This window comes from Armatimonadota bacterium (assembly GCA_025059775.1).
In the GTDB taxonomy this organism is placed as follows: Bacteria; Sysuimicrobiota; Sysuimicrobiia; order Sysuimicrobiales; family Sysuimicrobiaceae; genus Sysuimicrobium.
On the sequence record JANXCW010000001.1, the window covers coordinates 202,747 to 229,374 of the forward strand.

General features: G+C 69.1%; 26 protein-coding genes. 4 read left to right on the forward strand and 22 right to left on the reverse strand.

Annotated elements, in window-relative coordinates; all coding sequences use genetic code 11:
- Positions 1 to 18: 18 nt before the first annotated feature.
- The 3 genes from modB to N0A24_01045 are packed head-to-tail and all read right to left on the reverse strand — an operon-like array spanning position 19 to position 2,534.
- Positions 19 to 675: a molybdate ABC transporter permease subunit gene (gene modB / locus N0A24_01035; protein MCS7171994.1), complete on the reverse strand. Its 657-nt coding sequence runs from the start codon at positions 673 to 675 to the stop codon at positions 19 to 21.
- On the reverse strand, positions 676 to 1,452 hold the full coding sequence (gene modA / locus N0A24_01040) for a molybdate ABC transporter substrate-binding protein (GenBank protein ID MCS7171995.1): 777 nt from the start codon (positions 1,450 to 1,452) through the stop codon (positions 676 to 678).
- The gene (locus N0A24_01045; GenBank protein MCS7171996.1) at positions 1,449 to 2,534 is read right to left on the reverse strand and encodes a helix-turn-helix domain-containing protein; all 1,086 of its coding nucleotides are present in this window, start codon (positions 2,532 to 2,534) and stop codon (positions 1,449 to 1,451) included. The genes modA and N0A24_01045 overlap by 4 nt, the downstream gene beginning before the upstream one ends.
- Before the next feature lie 470 nt (positions 2,535 to 3,004).
- On the opposite strand from N0A24_01045, the gene N0A24_01050 reads away from it, so the two are divergent.
- The gene (locus tag N0A24_01050; protein MCS7171997.1) at positions 3,005 to 3,571 is read left to right on the forward strand and encodes a universal stress protein; all 567 of its coding nucleotides are present in this window, start codon (positions 3,005 to 3,007) and stop codon (positions 3,569 to 3,571) included.
- A gap of 6 nt (positions 3,572 to 3,577) precedes the next feature.
- Here the strand turns inward: N0A24_01050 and N0A24_01055 are convergent, their stop codons facing one another.
- The 16 genes from N0A24_01055 to N0A24_01130 all read right to left on the reverse strand — a co-directional run bounded on the left by N0A24_01055 (position 3,578) and on the right by N0A24_01130 (position 19,429).
- Entirely contained in the window at positions 3,578 to 4,714 is a 1,137-nt protein-coding gene (locus tag N0A24_01055; protein ID MCS7171998.1) for a cobalamin-independent methionine synthase II family protein, read from the reverse strand.
- Between the two features lie 52 nt (positions 4,715 to 4,766).
- Positions 4,767 to 7,373 carry an ATP-dependent chaperone ClpB gene (clpB, locus tag N0A24_01060; GenBank protein ID MCS7171999.1) on the reverse strand — a complete coding sequence of 869 codons (2,607 nt, stop codon included), beginning with the start codon at positions 7,371 to 7,373 and terminating at the stop codon, positions 4,767 to 4,769.
- A gap of 12 nt (positions 7,374 to 7,385) precedes the next feature.
- Positions 7,386 to 8,348 carry a DnaJ domain-containing protein gene (locus N0A24_01065; GenBank protein ID MCS7172000.1) on the reverse strand — a complete coding sequence of 321 codons (963 nt, stop codon included), beginning with the start codon at positions 8,346 to 8,348 and terminating at the stop codon, positions 7,386 to 7,388.
- Between the two features lie 3 nt (positions 8,349 to 8,351).
- The gene (locus N0A24_01070; protein ID MCS7172001.1) at positions 8,352 to 8,960 is read right to left on the reverse strand and encodes a nucleotide exchange factor GrpE; all 609 of its coding nucleotides are present in this window, start codon (positions 8,958 to 8,960) and stop codon (positions 8,352 to 8,354) included.
- A gap of 17 nt (positions 8,961 to 8,977) precedes the next feature.
- Complete coding sequence (gene dnaK, locus N0A24_01075) at positions 8,978 to 10,873, reverse strand: molecular chaperone DnaK (GenBank protein ID MCS7172002.1); 1,896 nt, start codon at positions 10,871 to 10,873, stop codon at positions 8,978 to 8,980.
- Positions 10,874 to 10,900: 27 nt separating this feature from the next.
- Complete coding sequence (locus N0A24_01080) at positions 10,901 to 11,356, reverse strand: Hsp20/alpha crystallin family protein (protein ID MCS7172003.1); 456 nt, start codon at positions 11,354 to 11,356, stop codon at positions 10,901 to 10,903.
- 1 nt (position 11,357) lies between these two features.
- Complete coding sequence (locus N0A24_01085; GenBank protein ID MCS7172004.1) at positions 11,358 to 11,678, reverse strand: MerR family transcriptional regulator; 321 nt, start codon at positions 11,676 to 11,678, stop codon at positions 11,358 to 11,360.
- A gap of 82 nt (positions 11,679 to 11,760) precedes the next feature.
- Positions 11,761 to 12,624 (reverse strand): DMT family transporter, encoded by an 864-nt coding sequence (locus tag N0A24_01090; protein ID MCS7172005.1) that lies wholly within the window; start codon positions 12,622 to 12,624, stop codon positions 11,761 to 11,763.
- Positions 12,625 to 12,633: 9 nt separating this feature from the next.
- A complete protein-coding gene (locus N0A24_01095; GenBank protein ID MCS7172006.1) occupies positions 12,634 to 13,506 on the reverse strand; it encodes a DNA-3-methyladenine glycosylase 2 family protein in 873 nt (290 codons plus the stop codon).
- The gene (locus N0A24_01100) at positions 13,500 to 14,081 is read right to left on the reverse strand and encodes an NUDIX domain-containing protein (protein MCS7172007.1); all 582 of its coding nucleotides are present in this window, start codon (positions 14,079 to 14,081) and stop codon (positions 13,500 to 13,502) included. Before N0A24_01100 ends, N0A24_01095 begins: the two co-directional genes overlap by 7 nt.
- Before the next feature lie 101 nt (positions 14,082 to 14,182).
- Positions 14,183 to 14,494, reverse strand: a complete 312-nt coding sequence (locus N0A24_01105; GenBank protein ID MCS7172008.1) for a monovalent cation/H(+) antiporter subunit G — start codon at positions 14,492 to 14,494, stop codon at positions 14,183 to 14,185.
- Entirely contained in the window at positions 14,487 to 14,756 is a 270-nt protein-coding gene (locus tag N0A24_01110) for a monovalent cation/H+ antiporter complex subunit F (protein MCS7172009.1), read from the reverse strand. The genes N0A24_01105 and N0A24_01110 overlap by 8 nt, the downstream gene beginning before the upstream one ends.
- Positions 14,753 to 15,079: a Na+/H+ antiporter subunit E gene (locus tag N0A24_01115; GenBank protein ID MCS7172010.1), complete on the reverse strand. Its 327-nt coding sequence runs from the start codon at positions 15,077 to 15,079 to the stop codon at positions 14,753 to 14,755. The genes N0A24_01110 and N0A24_01115 overlap by 4 nt, the downstream gene beginning before the upstream one ends.
- Entirely contained in the window at positions 15,076 to 16,554 is a 1,479-nt protein-coding gene (locus tag N0A24_01120; protein MCS7172011.1) for a Na+/H+ antiporter subunit D, read from the reverse strand. The genes N0A24_01115 and N0A24_01120 overlap by 4 nt, the downstream gene beginning before the upstream one ends.
- Positions 16,551 to 16,856 (reverse strand): NADH-quinone oxidoreductase subunit K, encoded by a 306-nt coding sequence (locus tag N0A24_01125; protein MCS7172012.1) that lies wholly within the window; start codon positions 16,854 to 16,856, stop codon positions 16,551 to 16,553. The genes N0A24_01120 and N0A24_01125 overlap by 4 nt, the downstream gene beginning before the upstream one ends.
- On the reverse strand, positions 16,853 to 19,429 hold the full coding sequence (locus N0A24_01130; GenBank protein ID MCS7172013.1) for a DUF4040 domain-containing protein: 2,577 nt from the start codon (positions 19,427 to 19,429) through the stop codon (positions 16,853 to 16,855). The genes N0A24_01125 and N0A24_01130 overlap by 4 nt, the downstream gene beginning before the upstream one ends.
- Positions 19,430 to 19,569: 140 nt before the next feature.
- Here N0A24_01130 and N0A24_01135 point away from each other — a divergent pair, with 140 nt between their 5' ends.
- The 3 genes from N0A24_01135 (at position 19,570) to N0A24_01145 (ending at position 22,705) form a co-directional block, all read left to right on the forward strand.
- A complete protein-coding gene (locus tag N0A24_01135) occupies positions 19,570 to 21,516 on the forward strand; it encodes a cation:proton antiporter (protein ID MCS7172014.1) in 1,947 nt (648 codons plus the stop codon).
- A gap of 77 nt (positions 21,517 to 21,593) precedes the next feature.
- The gene (locus N0A24_01140; GenBank protein ID MCS7172015.1) at positions 21,594 to 22,061 is read left to right on the forward strand and encodes a YbaK/EbsC family protein; all 468 of its coding nucleotides are present in this window, start codon (positions 21,594 to 21,596) and stop codon (positions 22,059 to 22,061) included.
- Positions 22,062 to 22,312: 251 nt separating this feature from the next.
- A complete protein-coding gene (locus tag N0A24_01145) occupies positions 22,313 to 22,705 on the forward strand; it encodes a S1 RNA-binding domain-containing protein (protein ID MCS7172016.1) in 393 nt (130 codons plus the stop codon).
- Here the strand turns inward: N0A24_01145 and N0A24_01150 are convergent.
- The 3 genes from N0A24_01150 to N0A24_01160 are packed head-to-tail and all read right to left on the reverse strand — an operon-like array spanning position 22,702 to position 26,628.
- A complete protein-coding gene (locus N0A24_01150) occupies positions 22,702 to 23,052 on the reverse strand; it encodes a hypothetical protein (protein MCS7172017.1) in 351 nt (116 codons plus the stop codon). The two genes, N0A24_01145 and N0A24_01150, sit on opposite strands and share 4 nt — an antisense overlap.
- A 16-nt stretch (positions 23,053 to 23,068) precedes the next feature.
- Entirely contained in the window at positions 23,069 to 24,898 is a 1,830-nt protein-coding gene (locus tag N0A24_01155; GenBank protein ID MCS7172018.1) for an ABC transporter ATP-binding protein/permease, read from the reverse strand.
- On the reverse strand, positions 24,895 to 26,628 hold the full coding sequence (locus N0A24_01160; protein ID MCS7172019.1) for an ABC transporter ATP-binding protein/permease: 1,734 nt from the start codon (positions 26,626 to 26,628) through the stop codon (positions 24,895 to 24,897). Before N0A24_01160 ends, N0A24_01155 begins: the two co-directional genes overlap by 4 nt.

The window sequence follows — 26,628 nt, forward strand, 5'->3', positions numbered from 1 at the left end:
TGTGACGCCGGGTCTAAATCAAATCACCCGCTCCCCGAGTCGGCTTACCATCACCAACACCCCAACCGCCACCGCGCCCAGCAGGAAGGCAAGCGCTCCCGCGGTGTCCCACCGGCCTGCCTGCACCGCATCGTACAACGCGATGGGCAGGGTCTGGGTCTGCCCCGGGATGTTGCCCGCCACCATCAGGGTGGTCCCGAAGTCGCCCAGGGCACGAGCGAAGCCCAGGGACACGCCCGCCACGATTCCCCTCCGCGCCAGGGGCAGGAGGACGTACACGAACTGGTGGAGCCAGCTGGCCCCGTCCATTCGCGCAGCCTCCAGGACGTCGGCCGGAACCTCCGCGAACGCCGCCCGCACCGTCCGCACCACGAGCGGCAGCGAGGGCACCGCGGCAGCCACCACGGCTCCCTGCCAGGTGAACACCAAAGGCACTCCAAACGTGCCCTCCACCCAGGCTCCCAGCGGGCTCCGGCGGCCCAAAAGGACCAGGAGGTAGTAGCCCAGCACCGTGGGCGGCAGGGTCAACGGCAACGACGCGAGCGCTTCCAGGACACCGCGGCCGGGAAACCTGGACGCCGCCAGCACGTACGCCAGCCCGACCCCGGCCACGCCCGCCAGCAGCGTGGCCGCGGACGCCACCTTCAGGGAGATCCAAAGGGGTGCTGCGTCCAGCTATGGACCCTCCCCCGGAAGGACGAACCCGTACCGCCGCATCACCGGTCGGCCCTCAGGGCCGTTGACGAACGCCAGGAAAGCACGGGCCTCCCGCGGGCGCACTGAACGGGTGACCACGCCTGCAGCCTGGCGGATGGGTTCGTGCAGTCGTTGGGGAACAAGCCAGAACCGCCCTCCGCGGGACACCGGCGGCGCCAGGGCCAGGGACAGGGCTACGATCCCCACGTCCGCGTTTCCCGACTGAACCAGCTGCAGGGTCTGGTTCACGTTCTCCCCGTACACCAGCTTCGGCCGCACCCGTTCGTACAGCCCGGAACGCAGAAGGGCCTGACGGGCGGCTTCCCCGTAGGGCGCGTGCTCCGGGTTGGCGATGGCCACGTACCGCACCCGGGGGTCTGTCAGGACGTTCAACCCCCGCTCCACGGGAAGGCCGCTTTCACGGCGCACCCACAGGACGATGCGCCCGATGGCGTACAGCTGCACCGTGTCCGGTACGATGTAGCCCCGTTCGGCCAGCCGCTGGACGAACGCCTCGTTGGCGGAAAAGAACGCGTCGAAGGGCGCCCCGTGCTCCACCTGAAAGGCCAGCTGGCCCGACGAACCGAAGGAGAAGGTGACGGGGACACCGGCCCGGGAGTGAAAAGCAGCTCCGAGTTCTTCGAAGGCGTACCTCAGGTCGGAGGCCGCGGCCACCAGGAGCGCCGGCTGCGCGGGCGCAGGCGCCGCGTACCCCGCCAGCAGGACCGCACATGCCAAGACCACCAACCGCGTCATCCGACCCCCAGCTTCCGCGTGGTCCCTGCAGGTGTTGGGTCGTATCCCCCGATGGCGCCGAGCTCCTGACGGAACCGCCGGCCGCTGACCACCTCCAGGAGTACCCGCACCAGTTCGTGGTCCGCCAGGTCCCGGGGAATCACCAGGTCGTACCGGTGCTCCGCCAGAGGCAGGAAGTCCAGGCCGTACAAGCGGGCTACCGGCAGCACCCCGGGGCCCACGTCCGCAAACCCAGCGGCCACCGCCTCCGCCACCGCGAGGTGGGTGGGCAACTCACGGCCGTAGCCGGAGACCTTTTCCGGGGGCACTGCCGCGCTGCGAAGCCACTGGTCAAAAACCATCCGGCTTCCTGAGCCCTGCTCCCGGTTCACCACGCGCAGGCCCCTGCGGAGAAGATCCTCAGGGCTGCGGACCCGCACGCCCGGCCGCAGCAGGAGGCCCTCCACCCACCGCGCTAGGGTCACCACCACCGCGGGCATGCGGCCCAGGGTCCGTCGGATCGTCTCCACGCCCTCCGGATCTCCGGGGGGGTGGAGGTGGGTGCCCGCCACGTGCACCAGCCCTTTGCCCGCCGCCTGCAGGGCCTGGACGCTGCCGGTGGGAATCCAGTGGACCCGCACCCGACCCCTGGCCTCCGCCAGGGCCCCCGCGATCCGCAGGGCCGGATCGCACCCGGCCACGAACAGGGTCCGCTCGGGCTCCCCCGTCCCGCTAAGGAGCACCACCTCCCCCCTGTGGCCTTTCCGGCCCGCCACGGTACCGTCCGCAGGCAGCGCAGCCACGGCTCCCCACAGCGGCCAGGCCACCAGCTGGGACCGGACCCTGCCCAACCGGACCCGGGGCGCGGGGCTGTCCCCGGCCAGGCGAACCCGCAGGGGGGAGGAGGCCGGTACCGCAAACAGGTCCTCCACCGTGCAGCCCAGGGCTCGGGCCAGCCGCAGAGCCACCGCGGTGTTGGGGATGTAACGACCCTGCTCGATGGCGCTGAGGGCCTGGCGCGACAGGCCTGCGGATCGCGCCATCTCCGCCTGCGACAGCCCGCGGGACTCCCGCACCTGCCGCAGACGGTTCTCGAACGCCACCTGTGCCCTACGCCCCACGGTGCTCCCAGGGTAGCTTGGATAAGTGACATTGTCAAGTATTCATTACACACCACGCGCGGTCTGCACCGGGAAGCCCACGGCAGGGGATCCCCGGCGGGAGGGCGAACAGGGCTGCGAGGATTCCTTGGAGGGAATCATGGTGTCCAGGGTACAACGCATCCTGCTCCCCACGGATTTCTCCGTAGCCACGGAGTCCGCGGCGCGGTGGGCCGCATGGCTTGCGGAGCAGTTCCGGGCCGAGCTGGTTCTTCTCCACGTTGTGGAGGAGGACAGCTGGACGCTGGGGGCGCTCTCCGACACGGAGCGGAAGCAGGTGGAGGACCTGCACCAGACTCGAGGGCGTCTCATCCGGGCGGAGCTGGAACGCTGGCGGGAACGCTTCGGGGCCCAGCGGGCCGAGGTCCGTACCGGCTTTCCTTCGGAGGTGATCCCGGAGGTCTGCCGGGAACTTGGGGCGGATCTGGTGTGTGGGGACCCACGGACGGAGCGGAATCCGCCGCGTCTTCTTCGGGAGCGTCGCAGAACACGTGGTGCACACGTGCCCCGTCCCCGTACTCACCGTGCGGCCCGATATCCCTCCGCGCCTGCACCGTCTCCTGGTGGCCATGGACTTCTCGCCTCCGGCCCAGCAGGCCCTCGCGTGGGCCCGCATGCTGAGCCGGACCACGGGCGCGGAGATCGCCCTCCTCCACGTGGTGGAGCTTACCCCGGAGGTCTTCGCGACCCTACCGGAGGAGATCCTGGCACCCGCGGTGGGCGACCGGATTCGGGAGCACCTCCTGGATCAGGCCTACCGGAGGCTGGAGGCCACGGCGCGTCCGGAGGAGCGGGTAGAGGTGCGGATGGGTGCGGCGGGGTACCGGATCCTGGAGGCGATTTCGGAGCTACGGGCGGATCTGGTGTGCATGGGGACGCACGGGCGAAGCGGACTCGCCCATCTGCTCCTCGGCAGCGTGGCGGAGCAGGTGGTGCGCCGGAGCCCGGTACCTGTCCTCACCGTGCGTGAGACACGGTGAGGCAGGCTACCCCCAGACCTTCCGGGCTACCTCCACCACCAGCCGCAGCTTGGCCCACTGGTCCTCCTCCGTCAGGAGGTTTCCCTCCATCACGGAGGCGAACCCGCACTGGGGACTCAGGGCCAAGCGTTCCAGGGGCACGTAGCGGCTGGCCTCCTCGATGCGGCGCAGGAGAGTGTCCTGGGACTCCAGCTGCGGCCGCTTGGTGCTCACCAGCCCCAGCACCACGGTCTTGTCCGGGGGAACGAAGCGCAAGGGTTCGAAGGTCCCCGACCGCTCGTCATCGTACTCTAGAAGGAACCGGTCCACCTGCAGCTCGTTGAAGACCTTCTCCGCGATGGGGTCGTACCCGCCCTCCGCGAACCACTGGCTGCGGTTGTTGCCCCGGCACAGGTGGAAGGCCAGCACCGTCCCCCGGCCCCGCAGCCCCTCCAGGCACGCGTTGTCCGCCCGGATGGCTTCCTCCAGGGCAGCCTCCGGCTCCATTCCCATCTCGGTCCGCACGTGCTCCCGCCACCGCGGGTCGATGTAGACGCTGTAGCGGGGCGCATCGATCTGAATGTAGGTGACGCCTTCCTCCACAAGAGCCCGGATCTCGTCCCGGATCACCGGCACAATGTCCCACAGCAGCTCGGAATGGTCCCGGTACACCCGGTCCGTCACTCCCCGCCGGAAGGCGAGCGCGGGGAACTGGTTGGCACTGGGGAGGGTGATCTTGAAGGGTCCCGGGCTGTGCCGGCGGAGGAAGGCCACCTCGTGCGCCGTCAGCCGACGGGTGGGCCGCAACCGGTCCGTGACCACGGCCGTCACCCGGGCAGGCGGTGGTGTAGTCCCCTGCCCCTTCCAGGTACGGGAGGGCCGTGAGGTCGTTGCGTCCGGTGCGCCATCTGGGCGAGGGCCGCCCTCGAGAAGCGCAAACCCCTCCACCGCCTCAAGAAGATCACTCATGAAGTGTCGGCGGCGCAGCTCGCCGTCCGTGTACACGTCCACGCCGATCTCCCGCTGCCTGTGGAGCAGCCGCCGGATGTGCCGGTCCTCGATCTCCCGGAGCTCCTCCGCGGAAGCGCCCCGACTTCGGGCCTCCAGAAGTTCCTGGGGGCGTAGGAGGCTTCCTACCTGATCCGCCCGGATCTCTTCGGCCATCCTTCCTCCTCCTGGCACCGGCGTGTCGCCTGTCATTGTAGCAACCCTCCCCCTACGCCACCACCCGCTCCCGCCGGGTGATCACGATCTCCCCGGCTCGGGCGTCCACCACCGCCACATCCCCCTCCCGCAGTTCACCGGCCAGCACCTTCCGGGAGAGGGGATTCTCCACCAAACGCTGGATGAGCCGGCGCAGGGGCCGAGCCCCGAAGTCCGGGTTGTAGCCCTCCCGGCTCAGGTAGGCCTTCGCCTGGGGCGTGACCTCGATGGTGATCTTGAGATCCTGGAGGCGCTGCTGGAGGTAGCGGATCTGCAGCTCCACGATCTGCTCCAGATGCGCCCGGCTGAGGGGCCGGAACACGATCACCTCGTCGATGCGGTTCAGGAACTCCGGGCGGAAGATGCGGCGCAGCTCCGCCTGCACCTGGACTTTCGCCAGCTCGAAGGAAGGTAGGTCCTCCGGATCGAGATCCCGCAGGTACTGGGAGCCCACGTTGCTGGTGAGGATGAGGACCGTGTTCTTGAAGTCCACGGTGCGGCCATGGCCGTCCGTGAGCCGGCCGTCCTCCATCACCTGGAGAAGGATGTTGAGAACATCGGGGTGGGCTTTCTCCACCTCGTCGAACAGCACCACCCGGTACGGGCGCCGGCGCACCGCCTCCGTCAGCTGCCCGCCTTCCTCATAGCCCACGTACCCCGGCGGGGCTCCGATGAGGCGGGAGACGGTGTGCTTCTCCTGGTACTCGGACATGTCGATGCGCACCATGGCGTCCTCGGAATCGAACAGCACCTCCGCGAGGGCACGGGCGAGCTCCGTCTTTCCAACCCCCGTGGGCCCCAGGAACAGAAAGGAGCCGATGGGCCGGCGGGGGTCTTTCAGACCGGACCGGGCCCGGCGGATGGCGTCGGCCACCGCCTGAACCGCCTCCTCCTGGTCGACCACCCGCTGGTGCAGCCGCTCTTCCAACTTCAGCAGCTTCTCCCGCTCCGTCTCCAGCAGGCGCGCCACCGGGATCCCCGTCCACTTGCTCACCACCTCCGCGATGTCCTCGGCATCCACCTCCTCCTTCAGCAGCCGCTGTGGCCCCAGGGCCCGCAGCTCTTCCTCCGCCGCCTGGAGCTGCTTGGTGCGCTCGGGCAGCACCCCGTAGCGCAGCCGCGCGGCCCGTTCCAGGTCCGCCACCCGCTCCGCCTGCTCCAGCTCCACCTTCACGCGGTCGATCTCCGCCTTGATCTGCCGGATCCGCTGCACGATCTGCTTTTCCCGCTCCCACCGCTCCCGCAGCCCGCGGCTTTGTTCCTGCAGGCGCGCCAGCTCCTGTTCCAGCCTCTGAAGCCGCTCCTGGACCTCGGGGTCCGTCTCCCGCCGCAGGGCTTCCCGCTCGATCTCCAGCTGCATGATCCGGCGGTCGATCTCGTCCAGCTCCGCGGGCTTGCTGTCGATCTCCATGCGGAGCCGGGCCGCGGCCTCGTCGATGAGGTCGATGGCCTTGTCCGGCAGGAACCGCCCCGTGATGTACCGGGCCGAGAGCTGGGCGGCCGCGATCACCGCGGCATCCGTGATCCGCACCCCGTGGTGGACCTCGTACTTCTCCTTAAGTCCTCGCAGGACGCTAATGGTCTCCTCCACGGAGGGCTCGTCCACGTACACGGGCTGGAACCGGCGCTCCAGGGCCGGATCCTTCTCGATGTGCTTGCGGTACTCGTCTAAGGTGGTGGCTCCGATGCAGTGCAGTTCCCCCCGGGCCAGCATGGGCTTGAGGAGGTTGGCGGCATCCATGGCGGCCCCCTCCGCGGCGCCCGCGCCCACCACGGTGTGGATCTCGTCGATGAACAAGAGGATCTCGCCGTGGCTGTCGGCGATCTCCTTGAGGACCGCCTTCAGCCGCTCCTCGAACTCGCCCCGGTACTTGGTGCCCGCCAGCAGCGCCCCCATGTCCAGCTGGAAGATGCGCTTATGCTTGAGCTGTTCGGGCACATCCCCCCGCACGATGCGCTGCGCGAGCCCTTCCACGATGGCGGTCTTGCCCACACCCGGCTCGCCGATGAGCACGGGGTTGTTCTTCGTGCGGCGGCTGAGCACGTGGATCACCCGGCGGATCTCCTCGTCCCGGCCGATCACGGGGTCGAGCTTACCGGCCCGCGCCAGATCCGTGAGATCCCGGCCGTAGCGCTCCAGCACTTGGTACTTGGTCTCGGGCCGCGCGTCCGTCACCCGCTGACGCCCCCGGACCTCCACCAGCGCCCGCAGCAGGGCCTCCTTGGTGATGCCGTTCTGCTGGAGGAGGCGGCCGGCACCGGTCTCGGGTGCTTCGGCCATGGCCAGGAGGAAGTGCTCGGTGCTGGTGTACTCGTCCTGCATCCGCTGGGCCTCCCGCTCCGCCCCGTCCCACACCCGCCGTAGACCCGGGCCCACGTACAACTCGGCAGGGCCCTGCACCCGGGGTAGCGCACGCAGGGCCCGGTCCACCTGCTCCCGGATCCGGACTAGGTCGGCGCCCGCCCGCTGCAGAACTTGGGGAACGACGCCGTCCGTCTGCTCCAGCAGGGCCAGGAGGAGGTGTTCGGTCTCCACGTAGGGATGTCCCGCCTCCCGCGCGAGTTCCTGGGCCCGTGCCAGGGCCTCCTGTGATTTCTCCGTAAGCTTGTCCCACCGCATGGGCTCCCTCCTCTACCGCAGGCCCATGGCCGCCCGCGGGTTCTCCTGGCGCAGCCTGCCCAGCTGCTCCACAAGCCGCCGCTCCTCTGGCGAGAGCCGCTGGGGCAGCACCACCTTCACCCGCACCAGCAGATCCCCCCGCCCGGATCCCACCAGTCGGGGCATGCCCTGGCCCCGCAGCCGGAAGACCTGGCCGTTTTGGGTCTCCGGCGGGATCCGCATCTTCACCTTTCCCCCTAACGTCGGGGCCTCGATCTCCGCGCCCAGCAGGGCTTCCGTCAGGGAGATCGGGATCTCACAGACCAGATCGTCCCCCTCGCGGGTGAAGAGGGGGTGCGGCCGCACCCGGACCTCCACGTAGAGGTCTGCCCCGTCCACCACCCCCCGTACCCGCACCTTCTGGCCATCCCGGATGCCGGGAGGGATCTGGACCCGGATCCGGCGGGAGCGCCCGTTCAGGCTCAGGCTCAGCTCCCGCTCCGTGCCGTGGAAGGCCTCCTCCAGGGAGATCTCCACGGAGGCGGTGATATCCTCCCGGGGGGCGGAGCGGGTGAAGCCGAAAGAGAAGCGGCGGCGACCCGCGCGGGCGAAGGGATCGTGGATCCCCAGGTCTCCGAAGAAGCGGCGGAAGAACTCCGAGAACCCGAAGTCCTCGAACCGCTCGAACACCTCTCCGGGCTCGCCGAAGAGGATGGTCCACTCGCCGGGGCCTTCGCCCCTCGGGCCCGTGAACACCTGGTCCCAGGGGACGCCCCGTTCCCGCAGCTCCAGCACCTGGTCGTAGCGCTTGCGCTTCTCAGGGTCGCTGAGGACCTGGTAGGCCTCGTTGATCTCCTTAAACTTCTCCGCGGCCTGGGGGTCCTTGTTCACATCGGGATGGTACTGGCGGGCGAGGCGGCGGAAGGCCTCGTTGATCTGCTTGGTGTCCGCGTTCCGGGGCACCCCCAGGATCCGATAGTAGTCCTTGAACTCCATGGCCTACTGAGCCACGCGGACCCGCGCGGGCCGTAGCACCTCCTCGCCCACAAGGTACCCTTGCTGAACCACGTCTACCACCGTACCCGGCTCCACCCCGGCCTCCGCGGCGGACACCTGCTCCACCGCCTCGTGGCGGGAGGGATCGAACCGGGCACCCGCGGCCTCCATGGGCCGGACCCCAAGAAGGCTCAGCTGTTCCAGGACGGAGCGGTGGGTCATGCGCAGGCCCTCCAGGATGCCCTCCACGGCCTGATTGTCCCGGGCCTGCTCTCCGTACCGGATGGCCCGCTCGAGGTTGTCGAGGACCCCGAGCACGATCTGCAGCATGGCCCGGCGCACGCGCGCCACGGCCTCCTCCTGTCGCCGGGCCGCCAGCTTCTTGTAGTTCTCCAGGTCCGCGGCCGCGTGCAGGAACTGCTGCCAGTTGCGCTCCGCCTCCTGGCGGTAGCGCTCCGCCTCCTCCCGCAGGCGCCGGATCTCCTCCGGGGGTGCCTCCGCCGGCTCCGCGGGCGCGGGTTCTACGGGGCCATCCCCGCCGGAGGCCGAGGCTTCCTGCGATTCCCCTAGCGGCTCGCTTTGGGCGTTCAGCCGATCCTCACGCTCCGACATCTCCCCAATTCCCCGCCCTACTGGTCGCTGGGCTTGTACTCTGCGTCAATCACATCGTCCGGCCCCTTGCGCTCCCCGGACCCTCCTCCGCCCGAGGGGGCGCCGCTCGCGGCGGCACGGTACAGCCGCTCGGAAACGCGGAAGATCATCTGCTGCAGCTCCTCCGTGAGCTGCCTGACCCTTGCCACGTCCCGGGCCTGCACCGCCTCCCGCAGCGCCCTGGCCTTTTCCTCCAGGGGTTTGCGCTCGCTTTCCGGCGCCGCACTCAGCTGATCCCGCAGGAGCCGCTCCGCCTGATAGGCCAGGCTGTCCCCGCGGTTGAGGGCCTCCGCCTCCTCTCGCTTGCGGCGGTCCTCCTCCGCGTGCTGCTCCGCCTCCCGGATCATGCGCTCGATCTCCTCCCGGGTGAGGGTGCTGGTACCCGTGATCTTGATGGACTGCTCCCGGCCCGTGGCCAGATCCTTAGCGGACACCGCGAGGATCCCGTTGGCGTCGATGTCAAAGGTAACCTCGATCTTCGGCACCCCCCGCGGGGCGGGCGGGATCCCATCCAGGATGAACCGCCCCAGGGTGCGGTTGTCCCGGGCCATGGGCCGCTCGCCCTGCAGCACGTGGATCTCCACCTGGGTCTGACCGTCCTCCGCGGTGGTGAAGATCTCGCTCTTCCGGGTGGGAATGGTGGTGTTGCGGGGAATCAGGACCGTCATGACCCCGCCCAGGGTCTCGATGCCCAGCGAAAGCGGAGTCACGTCCAGCAACACCACCTCCCGCACCTGACCCGCCAGGACCCCCGCCTGGATGGCGGCGCCGACGGCCACCACCTCGTCGGGGTGGACCTCCTTGCTGGGCTCCTTGCCCGTAAGCCGACGCACCAGCTCCTGGATCATGGGCATCCGGGTGCTGCCGCCCACCAGGATGACCTCGTGCAGGTCCCGCTCCGTGAGCTTAGCGTCGCCCATGGCCTGGCGGTAAGGCGGGATGCACCGCTCCACCAGATCCGCGGTGAGCTCCTCGAACTTGGCCCGGGTCAGCACCATGTCCAGGTGCTTGGGCCCGGTGGCGTCCGCGGTGATGAAGGGAAGGTTGATGGTGGTCTGGACCATGGAGCTGAGCTCGATCTTCGCCCGCTCCGCGGCCTCCCGCAGCCGCTGCAGGGCCTGGCGGTCTTGCCGCAGGTCGATGCCGTGCTGCCTGCGGAACTCATCCGCCAGCCAGTTCACAATCCGCTCGTCCCAGTCGTCCCCGCCCAGGTGGGTGTCGCCGGCCGTGGCCCGGACTTGGAAGACGCCCTCTCCGATCTCCAGAATGGAGACGTCGAAGGTGCCGCCGCCCAGGTCCCACACTAGCACCGTCTCCGAGCCCTTCTTGTCGAGGCCGTAGGCCAGACACGCGGCCGTGGGCTCGTTGATGATGCGCAGCACCTTCAGCCCTGCGATCTCCCCCGCGTTCTTGGTGGCGGTGCGCTGGGCGTCGTTGAAGTAGGCGGGGACGGTGATCACCGCCCCGTCGATCTTCTCCCCCAGGTACGCCTCCGCGTCCTCCTTGAGCTTCTGGAGGATCATGGCGGAGATCTCCTCCGGGGTAAACGTGCGGTCCACCGCGGGGATGTACACGCAGGCCATCCCGTGCTGTCCTTCTACCACCTTGTAGGGCACCATCTTCCGCTCCGTCTCCACCTCGCTGTAGCGGCGACCCATGAACCGCTTGATGGAGTAGATAGTGTTTTCAGGGTTCAGGATGGCCTGGCGCTTGGCCATCTGGCCCACCAGGCGCTCCCCGGTCTTGGTGAAGGCCACCACGGACGGCGTGAGCCGGCTCCCCTCGCGGTTGGGGATCACTACGGGCTCCCCGCCGATGATGGCGGCGATCACGGAGTTCGTGGTGCCTAGGTCAATGCCCACCACCTTGCCCATCGCACATCCCTCCTTGCGGGTTCTGGGCTACTGGACCTCCACCCGCACCTTCCGGGTCTGCGCGGCCTCGGCCTTCGGGACGCGGACCTCCAGCACCCCGTCCCGGTAGGTGGCTTTGGCCTCGTTGGGCTTCACCTCCGTGGGGAGCGGCAGGGTCCGCTCGAACCGGCCGTAGCGCAGCTCCCGACGGTGGTAGCTGCGGCCGCGCTCCTCCTTCTCCTCCCGGCGCTCCGCGGCTACGGTCACGCTTCGGTCGTCCACCTGCACGTCAATGCTCTTGGGATCCACCCCTGGGAGCGCCGCCCGGACCACCACATCCGTGTCGGTCTCGTACACCTCCACCGCCGGCCGCCAGATCTCCCGACGGCGCTCCGGAGCCTCGACCTCCGTTCCAAAGTCCTCCAGCATTTCGTCCAACAGACGCTCAATGGTACGCCGCATGCTGCGCAACTCCCGGATCGGATCCCACCGCAGGATGCTCATCTCAATCCCCCCTTTCCCGTGTGATGCGCTTTCCCGCCGACTGCAGGATCACATCCGCCACGAATTCGTACCGCTCCTGGATCTCCAGGAAGAGCTTCACCCCAGCCAGGTTGAGCCCGACCTCCCGGGTGAGGTACTGGATGAGCCGCACCCGCTGGAGGTCGCGGTCGCTGAAGAGGCGGATCCGGTTCCGCCGGGCCGGCCGGATCAGCCCCTTTTCCTCGTAGATCCGGAGGGTTCTCGGGTGGACGCCCAGGAGCTCCGCGGCGATGCCGATGGCGTAGACCGGTGTGGTGTCCGTCTTCACCCTCCGCTGCCCCAACCGAGAACACCTCCTGATCCAACCCCATGGTAGCTGGCCTTACGCTTCCTTGTCAATCCTTTTGACAATGTCATTGTCAATCTCAGCCCACCACCAGCAGGATCACCCCCGCGGTCATCCCGCAGGCCACCAGCAGCCGCCGCCAGGCTTCCTGTTCCCCCAGCACCCGGGTCCCCAGCCAGGTCCCTATGAGGATACTCACCTCCCGGGCGGGCGCGATGGTGCTCACGGGGCTACTGCGGAGGGCGGTGAGCACGAGAATGTAGGAGAGGGGGACCAACACCGCCAGTCCGAAGACCTCCACACGGTGCACCCCCCAGTGTCGGAGGACCTCCGGCCACCGGTACCGGATGAGCGGGGTAAGCAGGAGCCACCGCCCCACATGACTTCCCCAGTCCAGGAGGATCGGAGGGATCCGGAGAGCGCTCACCGCGTGCTTGTCCCACAGGGTGTAGCCCGCGATGAACACCCCCGTGAGGACGCCGTAGCCCAGGGCCCACCGGTCCGGGGAGGTCCAGCGCCGCAGGGATTCCCCTCGGATGAGGCCCAACAGGCTCCCGACGATGAGCAGGGCACCGAGGAGTGCGGGAGGCGTGGGGCGCTCTCCCAGAAAGGCGATGGCCGCCAGGGTGGCCAGGAACGGCCCGGTGCCCCGCGCCACGGGGTACACCACGGAGAGGTCTCCCGCGCGGTATGCCCGCTGCAGGGCGAGGAAATAGCCCAGGTGCAGCACCGCGGATCCCAGCACGGACCCCACTTCCACCCCCCCGATTCGGGGCTTCTGAAGGATCGTGGAGACGATCCCTAGGGGCAGGTACAGGAGGACGGCGAGGCTCTCGAACAGCCACGTGAGGGCCACTCCACCCCCCGCCCGTTTTGCCAGGAGGTTCCAGGTGGCGTGGGAAGCGGCGGCGAGCAGCAGGAGCAGGAGGGCCCCTAGGCGCATCCACGGGCCCTACACCGCTTCCCCGCCCCGGTCGCTCCGGATGCGTCCGGAGGTACGGGCGAAGTGGTAGAGGTGCTGCTGGGCCAGGCCCGCCAGCGTCCCAAACCGCTCCCGCGCCCAAACCCGGATCTCGCGTGGAGTACGGGTACGTCCGCCGAAGTACAGCTCCAGGACCGCCCTCCGCACCCACACGTCCACGGGAAACGCCTCCTGGTGCCCGAGTCCAAACAGGAGCACGCACTCCGCTACCTTCTCCCCCACCCCGGGGAGCTCCAGGAGGGCCTCCCGCGCCTCCTCGAGAGGAGCACGGCGCAGGGCCCCGAGGTCCACGAGCCGATCGGCCACGATCCGGGCGGTGGCCCGCAGGTACGAGGCACGATAGCCGAGGGACGCGCCCTTGAGGATCCGGACGGGGGCCTCCGCGATGCGTTCGGGAGAAGGGAAGGTAAACGCCTCCGTCCGGGCCGAGATCCGTTCTCCCAGCGCCTGGCACAGCCGCTCGATGCTAAGGCGGATCTTGGGGATGTTGTTGTTCTGGGAGATGAGGAAGCTGCAGAGGACCTCCCACGGGTCCTGCACGAGAAGGGAGATGCCGCGGGTAAGGGGGAGGATCCGGCGGAGCACGGGGTCGAAGCACAGCCGCCGCTCCGCCGCCCGCACGGGTCCTCTGCCCAACAGGTACGTCCGCACCGCTTCCGGCCTGAGCGGCTCTCCCTCCGCGTAAACCCGCAGATAGCCTGGCATGGGGTCCAGCCACAGCACCGTGCGCCCCACCACCCCCCGGGCCCATCGCCCCACCCAGGACCACCGGAAGGTCTGGCCGCAGCTCAGGGTGCGCTCCAGGTGTAGTCCCGGCGCCGGGAGCTCGAACGAACTCACCACCTGAACCCCTCCACCACCCGCTGGGACCAGCTCTCCATCCAGGGATAGTAGTCCCGCAGGCGTTCCACGGGGACGAAACCGCCAACCAGCGTCTGGGTCTCCCGCACCCGCACGTCCCCCGCGGTCCGCACCTCGTACACCAGCCCGAAGTGCACCCGGCTCACGGGTGTGCTCTCGTCGTTGAGCACCGCCACCATCCGCGCCTGCCAGGGAGCCGTGAACTCCAGCTCCTCCCCGAGCTCCCGTTGTAGCCCCGCCTCCAGGGGATCCCCCGTGTCCTGCCGGTTGACGTGGCCGCCCACCCCCAGGGCGTACAGGTGGTGCAGCCGCGCATCCCCGCCCCGGTCCGTGCGTCGGAACAGAAACACCTCCTTCCCGCGGCGCACCACCGCGTACGGGATGATCTGCTTCCACGAGGGATCCTCCTCCACCTCCCCGCGGGGGCGGAAAGTTCCGTGTCGTCGGATCCGTTCCAGGAAGTCCGCAAGTCCCTGCCACCTGAGGCCCTCGAAGCAGTCCCCCGCAAACAGCCGCTCCCGAGGTACCACCAGCACCTCTTCTTCAGGTCCCGTCATCCGTCTCCTCCCCTGCAGGGGAACGCCACGGTGGGATTCGGCGTGCTCACCACGAACACCTTGAGGAGGCGCTGCCCGGAGGAGGGTCCATAGCCCCGCAATCAGGACCCTTCGGAGTCTGGCCACTTCGGATCCCCCCTCCCGTGGTGATGCAGCTCGTAGACGGCCTTCGCGAGCAGGTGGGTTCCCACGGGCACGGTGAGGAGGAGGAACCCAGCCACCAACAGCTCCTGGAACCCACCGCCGAAGAAGAGGAGGGAACCCAGCAGCGCTCCCGCGGCTCCGAAGGTGGCTGCTTTCGTGGAGACCTGCTGGCGGCTGTGGGTGTCCGGGGCCCGTAAGAGCCCGATTCCCGCAATCAGGGTAAAGGCGGCACCGCCCACCAGCAGGATGGAGACCACCAGCTCACGCAAGGGGACCTCCCCGCCGGATGAACTGGGCCGCGGCCACAGTACCCACAAACCCCAAGGCCGCCAGCAGCACGGGAACGTCCGCGTAGTCCCGGGTCCGCCACAGCACCCCCAGGGTCAGCACCAGGTTCATCACCACCAGCACGAGGGTATCCGAGGCCACGATGCGGTCGGGGAAGGTAGGCCCCAGCACCAACCGCACCACACAGCAGCCCAAAGCGCCCACCAGGAGCGCGATGGCAAGGGTTGCCGCGGCCGTGATCACTCGAACACCTCCGCCACCCAGCGCTCCAGCCGTCCCCGGATCCGCTGCACCACGGCCTCCGGATCCTCCAGATCGAAGACGTGCACCAGCAACGCACCACGGTCTGGAGTCACGTCCACGGTCATGGTGCCCGGGGTCATGGTGATGGCGTTGGCCAAGGCCGTGATGGCCGCAGGCCGTCGCACCCGCAGGGGGAAGCGGACGAATCCGGGCCGGTTCCTCCTGCGGGGGTTCAGGATGAGGGCGGCCATGGCAAGATTGGCGGCCACCACCTCGTACGCGAACACCACCGCAAGCCCCATGGCTCCCACGAGCCGCCTCACTTCACTCCCCCCAGCACCGCCTCGAAGTACCCCTCCCGGTCCAGGAGCTGGCCGGCCGCAGACCAGGTGAGCTCCCACAGCCACCGGCCGCCCAGGCCCCAGAAGACCGTGAGGGCCGCCATGGCCGCGGTGGGCACCAGCAGCTCCCCCCCTGCCCTCCTGCGCCGAGACACCGGCCCCCAGAAGGCCTGCGTGAAGATCTTCATCATGGATGCGAGGGTCAACAGACTCACGAGGATACTCGTCCAGAGGGCGAGGGGGATCCAGGGGTTCGGTCTCTCCCCGTACGCGGCCACCCCTGCCACCAGCAACCCCATCTTTCCCCAGAAACCCGAAAGGGGAGGGATCCCCGAGAGGGAGAGAGCAGGGATCAGGAACAGGATTCCTAGGACAGGCTGGATCCGGGCAAGACCCGAGAGAGCAGAAAGGTGCCCCGTCCCCCAGACCCGCTCCACGGCGCCGCTCACCAGCAGCAGGGCAGTCTTCGCCGCGATGTTGTGCAACACGTAGAAGATCCCCGCGGCCAGCCCCGCTCGTGTCCCCAAAGCCAGGCCCAGAATCATATACCCGATCTGGCTCACGATGTGGAAGGAGAGGATTCGACGGATCTCCTCCTGGGCCAAAGCCCCGAGGACCCCAAACACCATGGTGCAGCTGGCCACCCCAAGCCACAGGGGATCTGGCCCCCCCAGGGGGGAGAGGGTGGTGAAGAGCCGGTACAGGGCATACACCCCCACCTTGGTGAGCATCCCGCCGAAGTAGGCGGCCACGGAACCCGGGGGGATCGCGTAGGCGTGCGGGAGCCAGAAATACAGGGGGAAGACGGCGGCCTTCAGGCCGAAGGCGGTGGCGAGCAGCACCACCCCGCTCCGCACGAGGGCGGGGGAAGCGTTGGGAAGCCGGCGCGCCAGGTCCGCCATGTTCACCGTTCCCGTGGCCGCATAGAGCAATCCCACCGCCACCAAAAACAGGGTGGACGCTATGAGGTTCAGGGCCACGTAGGTGAAGGCCTCCCGGGCCTGCTCCCGCGAGGCCCCCAGGGTCAGCAGGAAGTACGAGGCGATGAGAAGGATCTCGAAGAACACGTACAGGTTAAACAGGTCTCCCGTGAGGAAGGCCCCGTTCATCCCGCCCAGAAGCAGATGCCACCCCGCATGCCAGTACCGGTGGTACCGAGGCGTCGCTTCCTTCAGGCCGAACCACAGGGCTACGGTGGCCACGTAGCTGCTGATCCCGCACATGAGGGCACCCAGGCCGTCCACCACGAAGGTGATCCCGTAGGGCGCGGGCCAGCCGCCCGCCCGGAGCACCACCACTCCGCCTTGCCGCACCATCCCCACGAGCCACACGGCAGCCCCCAGGGTACCTAAAGCCCCCACGAGGCTGAGCCGCTCCCGCACCCGCTCGGACTCCAGGGCCGCGCACAAAGCACCGACGGCGAGGGGGAGGATCACGGGCACGATGGCCAGGTTCACGAATCCTCCTCCTCGTAGGCGTGCATGCGATACCCCAGGGCCAGCAGGAACGCCAGAACTCCGAACCCGATCACGATGGCGGTGAGGATGAGGGCCTGCGGGAGGGGATCCGCCAAGGGCGGAGGGTTCCCCAGAATGGGGGCGCTTGCGCCCTGCACCCCGCCGGCCAGGAGGATCATGAGGTTGGCGCCGTGGCCGATCAGGGCGAGCCCGATGATCTGCCGCACGATGGAGCGGCCCAGCAGCAGCCACGTGCCCGCGCCGAAGAGGGACCCCACGAAGAGCGGCAACAGGATCGTCATCGGGGCCGCACCAGGATCAGGGTGCGGGCCGCGCTCAGCGTGGCCGCCACCACGAGCACGTACACCCCGAAGTCGAACAGCAGCGACGTGGTGGTCTTCACAGGTCCCAGGAAGACCGGGCCGTGGGTCAAAAACGGACGCCCCAGGGCTGCCGTGAGGGCTCCGGTGCCGTACGCGATCCCCAGCCCCGCAGCAAGCGGCCGCAGCCAGTCCTGCGGGATGGCGTCGAACCCGAAGGCCACGGCCCAGGCGAAGAGCGCCATGGCCGTCATGAGGCCCGCCACGAACCCACCTCCCGGCCCGTAGTGGCCCGTTCCCAGCAGCACCAGCGCGTACGCGGCCACCGCGGGAGAGGCCACCCGGACCGCGGTCTCGAGGATCAGGGACCGTACGGGCGCCACCAGGTGGTGCGCCACGCGCGTGCCCGGCCGGCTCGCCAGGGCAAGCACCCCCAGGGCCGCGATTCCCAGTACCGTGATCTCCCCCAGGGTGTCCAGCCCCCGGAAGTCCACTACGATGAGGTTCACGAGGTTGCGGCCGCCCGCCTCCGGAGCCTTGTGCACGAAGTACGAGAAGAGGTGGCGGGCGGGCGGTCCCGGAAGGATCAGGGCCGCAAACGCCGCGGTGATCGCGCCCACTCCTACGGCCATCAAGAGATCCAGGGCCCAGGCCGGGTGACGCGTGGGCTCCTCGGGGTGGCGGAGGTGGAGGACCACGGCCAAAAATAGCACCAGGGTTACCGTCTCCACCAGGATCTGGGTCAACGCCAGGTCCGGGGCCCGCAGACCGATGTACAGCAACGCCACGGTATAGCCCACCGCTCCGACCGCCACCACCTGGGCCACCAGACTCCGGGCTAGGACCGTGAAGGCCACCGCCCCCAGGCCCAGGAGGAGCACCACACCCTCGTAGGGTGCCGTCCGGATTCCGACGGATGGAAAACGCCCCTCGGAGAGGAGCACGGCTCCCGCGCCCACCACGGGGATCACGAGGCTCACCGCGAGATAGTCCCGGAGCCGGCCCGTGACCGTGTGACGGGTGAGGAACCGGGCGAAACCCAACACCCCCCCATACACCCCCTCGAAGGCCGCCTCCCCGCCGGGAAGCGGAAGGCGAGCGGGGAAGCGCGCGGCCCACCGGGCCAGCACCCCGCCCAGCAACGCGCTCCCGACCGGGACGGCCGCCTTCTCCGCGGTGAGCCCGGAGAAGACGTTCGCCTCCGGATGCAGGAACCCAAGGGCCTGTTCGTAGAGCGCTGGATACAGGCCGAGCACGAAACCGGCCGCGGCCAGCACCAGAGCCGGCAGGAGGAGCCATGGGGCATCGTGGCCCCGCGGTGCTTTCCTCGTTCCCCAGAACACGCTGCAGAACCGGAGCCCGTAGGCCGCGGTGAGCACCCCACCTGCGAGCACCGCCTCGTGCACCCACCCGTGCAGGGCCTTTTCCGCGGCTTGCTTCGCCACAAACCCCGCAAACCCGGGAAACCCCATCAGGGAGAGCACCGCCAGCACCGCGGTGCCGGCGGTGAGGGGCATCCGCCGGGCAAGGCCCCGCAGCTCCGAGATCCGTCGGGTTTTCACCTCGTGCTCCACCGCCCCCGCCACCAGGAACAGTGTTCCCTTGTATGCCGCGTGGGCAAGGAGGTAGGCCATAGCGGCAAACATGCCCTCGGGGCTCCCGGAGCCCACGAGGGCGGTGGCGAGCCCCAGGGAGGCCACGGTTCCATAGGCCAGGAGGGCCTTGAGATCGTCCTGGAACAGGGCCAAAAGGCTCGCGAAGAGGTACGTCACGATCCCCGCGGGCACAAGTCCCTCGCGCCAGGCTTCTGCGCCGCCCAGGAGGGGAGCCAGGCGCAGGAGCAGAAACACCCCGGCCTTCACCATGGTGGCGGAGTGGAGGTAGGCGCTCACGGGCGTGGGCGCCACCATGGCGCCCGGAAGCCAGAAGTGGAACGGGACCTGGGCGGACTTGGTGAAGGCCCCCAGGAAGACCAGACCCAGGATCCAGGGATAAAGGGGGCTTGTGCGGATGCGATCCGCGTGCCGCTCCAGCTCCGAGAGCTGCAGACTCCCGCCCACAGCCCCGAGGAGCACCACCCCGCCCAGCAGCCCCAGCCCTCCCACCACCGTCACCAACAGAGCCCGGAGGGCTGCCTGTCGGGCCTGAGCCTCCTCGTGGTGGAACCCGATGAGGAGGAAGCTGCTGAGGGAGGTGAGCTCCCAGAAGACGTACAGGACCACGAGGTCGTCCGCCAGCACCACGCCCAGCATGGCCCCCATGAAGAGCAGGAGGAAAGCGAAGAAGGCGGGTGTGCGTCGCTCGTGTGCCATGTACGGCATGGCGTACAGGATGATGAGCACGCCCACCCCCGCCACCAGTAGGCTGAACAGCACGCCCAGTCCATCGGCCCGCAGGGCGTACCACACGCCGATCCCCGGGAACCACGTCAGGGAGACCTCTATCGCACGCCCCTCCGCCACCGGGGGCACAAGACTCCCCACGGAGGCCAGGGTCGCCATGGAGACCAGCAGGCTCACCCAGCCCGCACTTCTGGGCGTTGTGGCGGAGGCCATTAGTCCCCCCAGGACGGGGAGGAGCGGAATCCAGGCCAGCGCACTCTCCATGGTGGGATGCTGGAAAACCACCCAGCCAAAACCGCTCCCAGGCTACCCGACAGACCTCCGGGCGTCAAACCGCATGCCAAGATAGAGGTGTGAGCACCCTCTTTGTGGACCTGGGACTGCTCCTGGGCGCGGCGGTGGCGGGAGGATTGGTCGCCCACCTCCTGCACGCACCGCCCGTGGTAGGGTACATCCTCGCGGGCGTCCTGGTGGGACCCGCCACTCCCGGACCCACCCTCCGCGCCCCTCAGACCTTCGAGCTCTTTGCCCAGATCGGATTGATCCTGTTGCTCTTCTGTGCGGGACTGGAGTTCTCCCTTCAGGATCTGTGGCGGGTCCGGCGGGTGGCCCTGTACGGCACGCCCCTCGGCATGGCCGCCATCGTGCTGATGGCCACGGGATTCGGCGCCCTCGTGGGTTGGCCGCTCCCTTCCCGTCTCGCGGTGGGCGTAGCCCTCAGCGTGGCGAGTTCCACGGTCCTCCTCAAGTTCCTGCAGGATCGCCACGAGCTGGGATCCTTGCACGGCCGGATCCTGATGGGCATCAGCCTCGCCCAGGATCTCATCGTGGTGCTGGTGCCCGCGATCCTCCCCGCCCTCGCCCCTGCGGGCCAGACAGGAGCGGATCTCCTGCTCCGGGGATTCCTGCAGGCCGCGGTGGTCCTGCTGCCGCTTCTGTGGCTGGCCCGGCGCGCGGTGCCCCACCTTCTCGCCCGGATCGCCCGCACCCGCAGCGCGGAGCTCTTCCTGCTGGCGGTGGTTGCCCTGGCGGTGGGGACCGCGGCCTTCACCGCCCATATGGGGCTCTCCCTGGCCCTGGGGGCGTTTCTGGCTGGGCTGGTGGTGAGCGAATCGGAGTTCGCATACGAGACCCTGAGCCGGGTGCTGCCGCTTCGGGACGTGTTCGTGGCCGTGTTCTTTGTCTCCATGGGGATGTTGCTGGACCCCGCGACCCTGGTGGAGCAGGCTGGGGTGATCCTGGGACTGGTGCTCCTGGTGGCCGTGGGGAACGCCCTGGTGTGGGCCGTGGTGGTGCGGGCCGCGGGCTACCCCCGCGGGATCGCGGCGGTGTGCGGGGTGGGCCTCGCGCAGATGGGGGAGTTCTCGTACCTGGTGGCGGGCACAGCCCGCGCGCAGGGCCTTCTCCCCGAGTCCCTGTACGAGGCTGTGCTCGCCGCTTCCCTCCTCACCATCCTCCTCAACGCCGCGGCCTTCCGCCACCGCCCCGGCTGGATGGAGCGGATGGTGGGGATGCACGGTGTGACCCCGAGGGTGGTGGGCCGGGGAACGGACCGCCTGACCGAACACGTGGTTCTGTGCGGATTCGGCCGGGTGGGCCGGGAGGTGGCAGACGCTTTGGACGCCTTCGGAATCCCGTACGCGGTGGTGGACCTGGACCTCGAGGCCCTCCAGGCTGCCAGGGCCCGTGGGGCACGGGCGGTGTTCGGCGAAGTCGGCAACCCTCTTGCGCTCCGGCGGGCGGGGGCGGAGCGGGCGCGGATGGCGGTGGTGGCCGTCCCCGATTTCGGGGCCGCGTACCGGTGCGTGCGGGCCCTGCGGGAGCTCAACCCGAACCTGCCCATCCTCGCCCGGGTCCACGCATCCCGCCACCGGGCCCTCCTCCTCGAAGCCGGTGCCACGGAGGTGATCCAGCCGGAGGTGGAGGCGGCCCTCACCATGGTTCGGCACAGCCTGGATCGGCTCGGCATAGATCACGAGGCGGGGAGGGCGTACCTCAAGCGGGCCAGAGCCCACTGGCCGGAGGCCCTGCGGATGGAGGGGCTCCCGGAGGGTTTGCAGGTCCGGGAGGTGGTGGTGCGCAACCCGGACTTGATCCACCGATCCCTGCGCGGGGCGCGGCTCGCGGAGCGGACGGGCGCCCTGGTTGCCGCCCTCACCCATCCGGACGGCCAGGAGATCCGCAATCCGGGACCGGAGGAGATCCTCCAGCAAGGCGACCGACTCCTGGCCATCGGGGAACCCGCGCAACTGGACGCCCTGGAGCGGATGTGCGACGAGAATCCGCGGGAGGATTCTTAAGCACGGGTGGCGTGCGGGCCCGATCCTGTGCCAACCTGGAGGTGCCCGGAGGCGGGCCGAAAGGAGGGGGAAGGATGCTGTGCCGGGAGCGGCTCCAGCGGATGCTGGAGGAGGCAGGGATTTCCTACCAGGTGATGATACACCCTGTGGCGTACACCGCGCAGGAGGTGGCGGCCCAGCTGCACGTGAGCGGCTACCAGGTGGCCAAGGTGGTGATGGCGAAGGTGGACGACCGGCTCGTGATGCTGGTCCTGCCCGCTCCGTACCGGGTGGATCTGGAGCGGCTCCGCAGGGAGATGGGAGCCGCCTCCGCCCGGCTCGCGCACGAGGAGGAGTTCGCGGAGGTGTTCCCCGACTGCGAGGTGGGGGCCATGCCGCCGTTCGGGTACCTCTACGGGATCCCCGTGTATGTGGACCGCTCCCTTACCCGGGATCCGGAGATCGTGTTCAACGCGGGCACCCACCGGGAGACCATCCGCATGCGCTACGCAGACTACGAGCGTCTGGTGCAGCCGCAGGTGCTGGACTTCGCGGTGGGCCCGTAGACGTCGTCATCCCCAGACCCGTTGCGCCGCAGGCTCCAGGCTGAAAAGCGTGGATCGTCTACCGGATCGAGCAGAGAGAACAGGCGGTGGAGGTGTTCACCGGGCCACCGGCCGTGGGCGTGCGCTCACGGAGCAGGCAGAATGGGCGCTGCCTTCTGCGCTCGCTGCTTGACCGGTGGCGCGTTGACGGGTCGGCTCCGCCACCCTACACTGGTGGCACGAAGCCCTTCGATGGGGGGGCGTTTGGGGCCATGGACCCTGAGCTGCGGGTTGCGGCGGAGCCCGGGCAGATCCTGGAGGGTACTGTCGCCCGGATTGCAACCTACGGTGCGTTCGTGACCCTGCCCGACGGCCGCACGGGGCTTGTGCACATCTCCGAGATCGCGGATACCTTTGTCCGGGACGTCCGGGAGTACCTGAGGGAGGGCCAGCGCGTGCGGGTGAAGGTTCTCGGCACCGATGCACGGGGCCGGCTGGATCTTTCCCTCCGACAGGCCCTCCCGCCGGAGGAACGGACGAGAGCGCAGTACCACCGCACCACTTTCGAGGAAAAGCTGCGGGCGTTCCTGCGCGAGAGCCAGGAGCGCCTCGCGGATCTCAAGCGGAACACCAGGGCCAAGAGGGGCGGCCGGCGTCGCCGCTAGACCTCCCCGTACCCCAGCAGGGTCAGGACGCGCTCGAAGGTCTGCCAGACTACCTCGTCGCGGGCGAGGCGGCGGGAGCTCTCGCGGATGTCCGTCCGGGCCTCGAGGTCCGCGAGGGCGGCCTGCATCTCCGCGAGGGCATCCCGGATTTGCACCAGCTCCGGGCGAAAGGCCGCTTCCGGCAGGAGCGCCGCCACCCGCTCCAGGGCTTCCCGCTCCGTCTGGCGGGCCAGCTGGTCCATCTCCGCGGCTCCCAGCTGGGTGTACGCCACCAGGCCGCGCCGTTCCGCCACCGCCTCCCCGATGATGGCTCGGATTCGGGTCAGGATCTCCTGCTCGCTGTGCATCCTCCCTCCTCCCCCCCTATCGGATCCCCCCCGGGACCGGATGGGCCTGCAACCGGTACAGCTTGGCATAGATGCCGTCCCGGGCCAGGAGCCGCGCATGGGTCCCCTCCTCCACCACGCGGCCCCTGTGCAGCACCAGGATCCGGTCCACATGCTGGACGGTGCTTAACCGGTGCGCGATGAGGAGCACGGTGCGGTTCCGGAGAGCTCCCCGCAGGGCCTCCCGGACGAGTCCCTCGGCCTCCGTGTCCACGTTGCTCGTAGCCTCGTCCAGGACCACCAGCACCTCCGGGTTGTAGGCGAGGGCGCGGGCCAGGGCCACCAGCTGCCGCTGCCCCGCGCTGAGCCGCACCCCTCGCTCGCCCACCTCCGTCTGATAGCCGTTCGGGAGCTGGTCGATGAACCGATCTGCGCCCACCAACCGTGCCGCGGCCTCCACCTGGGTATCCGGGATGTCCGGATTGAACAACCGGATGTTGTCCGCGATGGTGCCGCTGAAGAGGAAAGTGTCCTGCAGGACCAGCCCCACGTGCCGCCGCAGGTCCCGCTGCCGCATCCGCCGGACGTCCACCCCGTCGAGGAGCACCTGCCCCCGCTGGGGATCATAGAACCGCAGCAGGAGGTTGACGAGGGAGGTCTTGCCCGCTCCCGTATAGCCTACTACGGCCACGTGCTCCCCCGGCGCGATGCGGAAGGACACCCCGCGCAGGGCCCATCCCGCACCGTCCCCGTCCACCGGAGCCTCCCCGTATGCGAACCACACGTCCCGGAACTCGATCTCCCCCCGCACCCGCTCGAGCAGTACAGGGCTTGGGGGGTCCTGCACCGCCACGGGCTCGTCCAGCAGCCGGAAGATGCGCTCGCTGCTGGCCATGGCCTGCTGAAGGAGGTTGAATTTGTCCGCGAGCTCCCGCACGGGCTCGAAGAAACGCTCCGCGTACTGGATCATGGCCACCAGTACTCCCAGGGTCGTCACGCCCCGGATCACCTGCCCGCCCCCGTACCAGATCAGCAGGGCCACGGCCAGGACGCCCAGGAAGTGTACCGCGGGGTAGAATCGGGCCAGGGCCGCGAGGGAGCGCAGGCTTGCGTCCAGGTAATCCCGGCTCAGGGCATCGAAGCGCCTCAAGGCCCGGTCCTCCTGGGTGAACAGCTGGACCACGGGCATCCCGCTGATGTGCTCGTTGAGGAAGGCATTGATCCGGCCCAGCTGTGTTCGCACCGCCCGGTACGCCTCCCGAGCCTGCCCGCGGAACCGACCCGTGACCCCGTACACCAAGGGGAGCACGCAGAAGGCGACCACGGCGAGGCGGACGTCCAGCCAGAGCATGGCGGCCATGATGCCCACCAGGGTCAGCACGTCCCCGAAGGCGGCCACCAGACCTGAGGTGAGCAGCTCGTTGAGGGTCTCCACGTCGCTCGTCACCCGGGTGACGAGCCGCCCCACGGGGTTTCCCTCGTAGAAGCGCAGGGGCAGCCGCTGGAGGTGGGAGAAGAGCTCCGAACGCAATTCCGCCATGGCCCGTTGGGCCACCGTCTGCATCAGGTAGTGCTGCAGCCACCGGGCGCCGAAGCCTGCGGCCAGGGCGAGGAGGTAGAGGAGGGCGAGGGCGGAGAGGGTCCCCCGATCCACGGTACCGCGCTCCAGGGAAGGAACGATGGCCCGGTCGATGGCAATCCGGTACAGCTGCGGGCCCGCCAGCTCCAGCAGGGAGGCGAGGAGGAGGAGCACGAGCGCTGCGGCCACGGTGGTCCGGTAGGGAAGCATGTAGGCCAGCAGCCTCCGCAGGAGCCGGTGGTCGTAGGGCCGATCCAGGAGCTCCTCCTCAGCCAGCCGTCCGCTCACGGTTCCTCCGCCTCCAGAACCTGCCGCAACCGCTGCTTCTCGTAGAGCTCCACAAACATCCCCCCGCGCCGCAGCAGTTCCTCCGGAGTGCCCTGCTCCACGATCCGGCCGCCGTCCAGGACTACGATCCGATCCGCGTCCCGAAGGGTGGAGACCCGGTGGGAGACGAGCAGGACCGTCCGCGACCGCAGCACCGGCCGCAGGGCCTGCAGGATCTCCTCCTCTGTCTGGGCGTCCACGCTGCTCAGGGCGTCGTCCAGGATCAGAATCCGGGGATCCCGGGCCAGGGCCCGGGCCAGAGCCGCCCGCTGCCTCTGGCCGCCGGAAAGGGTGACCCCTCGTTCCCCCACCGCCGTCTCGAATCCGTGGGGGAACGCGGCCACATCCTGTACCAGGCGGGCGATCCGGGCGGCCTCCTGCACCCGTTTTCCGTCCCCGGAGTCCGCCCCGTAGGCGATGTTCTCCCACAGGGTGTCGCTGAAGAGAAACGGGTCCTGGGACACGAGTCCCACGGCTTCCCGCACGGTCCGGAGCGGCAGCCGCCGGAGGTCCACCCCGTCCAGCAGGACCTGTCCGGAGGTGGGATCCAGCAGACGCGGGATCAGGAGGAGAAGCGTAGACTTGCCCGAACCTGTGGGACCCACGATGGCCACCGTGCTCCCTGCAGGGATCCTCAGACTGATCCCCTGCAGCACGGGCCTTCCCTCATACGAGACCCACACGTCCCGGAACTCGATCTCCCCCCGCACGGTCTCCAGCCGCACGGGATCCTCCGGGTCCGCGATGGCGGGCCGGATCCGGAAGATCTCTTCCAGGCGCTCCATGGACGCCCGACCCTGTTGCCACAGGCTCAGCACCCACCCCGTGGCGATCACGGGGAAGCTCAGGCGGGCGAGGTAGTAGGAGAACTGCACCAGCTGGCCCAGGGTGATGCGTCCCCGGATCACCTCCCCTCCCCCAATCCACAACAGGAGGACCGCGGACCCGCCCAGGAGGAAGCCTACTGCGGGCCACAAAAGACCCTGGATGCGACTGAGCCGCACGTTCGCGTGGGCGAGCGCCTCGCTCTCCCTCCGGAAGCGCGCCACCTCCGCCTCCTCCTGGGCAAAGGCCTTCACCACCCGGATGCCGCTGAAGTTCTCCTGTGCCCGGGAGGAGAGGCGGCCATAGAGCGCCTGGACCTCCTCGAACCGCCGGCGGATCTCCCGGCCCAGGATTCCAAACAGCCCGGGGATGAGGAGGAGGACGGGGAGGGTGGAGAGGGTGAGGAAGGTGCTCATGCGCAGCATGAAGGCCACGGAGAGGGCCACCATCACCGCAGTGTGCACGGCCCGCATGAGGCCCATTCCCACAAACCGCTGCACCGCCCGGAGGTCGTTCACCGCCCGGGCCATGAGGTCTCCCGTCTGCCACCGGTGGAAGAAAGCCGGATCCATGCGCTCCAGGTGCTGGAAGAGCTCCCGGCGGAGCTCGGTCTCAATGCAGAGCGCTGCTCCGAGGATCTGCATGCGCATGGCGTAGCTGAGGGCCGCCTCCAGGAGGGCAACCGTCGCCAGGCCCACCGCGGCTTCCAGCAGGCGGCCTTCCCCCCTCTGGATCCCATCCACCGCGGCCTTGAGGATCCAGGGGGCGAGCTGCGCCATGCCGATGGAGCCCAGGGCGGCCGCGTATCCGAGGAGGTACCGGCGGCGGTGGCGGTGGAGGGCAGCCCAGAACCGGGAGCGGAACAT

Excerpts from the sequence above, each read along its gene's own strand:
- modA (MCS7171995.1), bottom strand. The coding sequence starts at position 1,452 with ATGACGCGGTTGGTGGTCTTGGCATGTGCGGTCCTGCTGGCGGGGTAC.
- N0A24_01055 (MCS7171998.1), bottom strand. The coding sequence starts at position 4,714 with ATGGCCGAAGAGATCCGGGCGGATCAGGTAGGAAGCCTCCTACGCCCC.
- clpB (MCS7171999.1), bottom strand. The coding sequence starts at position 7,373 with ATGCGGTGGGACAAGCTTACGGAGAAATCACAGGAGGCCCTGGCACGG.
- N0A24_01065 (MCS7172000.1), bottom strand. The coding sequence starts at position 8,348 with ATGGAGTTCAAGGACTACTATCGGATCCTGGGGGTGCCCCGGAACGCG.
- N0A24_01070 (MCS7172001.1), bottom strand. The coding sequence starts at position 8,960 with ATGTCGGAGCGTGAGGATCGGCTGAACGCCCAAAGCGAGCCGCTAGGG.
- dnaK (MCS7172002.1), bottom strand. The coding sequence starts at position 10,873 with ATGGGCAAGGTGGTGGGCATTGACCTAGGCACCACGAACTCCGTGATC.
- N0A24_01080 (MCS7172003.1), bottom strand. The coding sequence starts at position 11,356 with ATGAGCATCCTGCGGTGGGATCCGATCCGGGAGTTGCGCAGCATGCGG.
- N0A24_01090 (MCS7172005.1), bottom strand. The coding sequence starts at position 12,624 with ATGCGCCTAGGGGCCCTCCTGCTCCTGCTGCTCGCCGCCGCTTCCCAC.
- N0A24_01100 (MCS7172007.1), bottom strand. The coding sequence starts at position 14,081 with ATGACGGGACCTGAAGAAGAGGTGCTGGTGGTACCTCGGGAGCGGCTG.
- N0A24_01125 (MCS7172012.1), bottom strand. The coding sequence starts at position 16,856 with ATGACGATCCTGTTGCCGCTCTTCGTGGGGTCCCTCTTCGGCGCGGGC.
- N0A24_01130 (MCS7172013.1), bottom strand. The coding sequence starts at position 19,429 with ATGGCCTCCGCCACAACGCCCAGAAGTGCGGGCTGGGTGAGCCTGCTG.
- N0A24_01145 (MCS7172016.1), top strand. The coding sequence starts at position 22,313 with ATGGACCCTGAGCTGCGGGTTGCGGCGGAGCCCGGGCAGATCCTGGAG.
- N0A24_01150 (MCS7172017.1), bottom strand. The coding sequence starts at position 23,052 with ATGCACAGCGAGCAGGAGATCCTGACCCGAATCCGAGCCATCATCGGG.
- N0A24_01160 (MCS7172019.1), bottom strand. The coding sequence starts at position 26,628 with ATGTTCCGCTCCCGGTTCTGGGCTGCCCTCCACCGCCACCGCCGCCGG.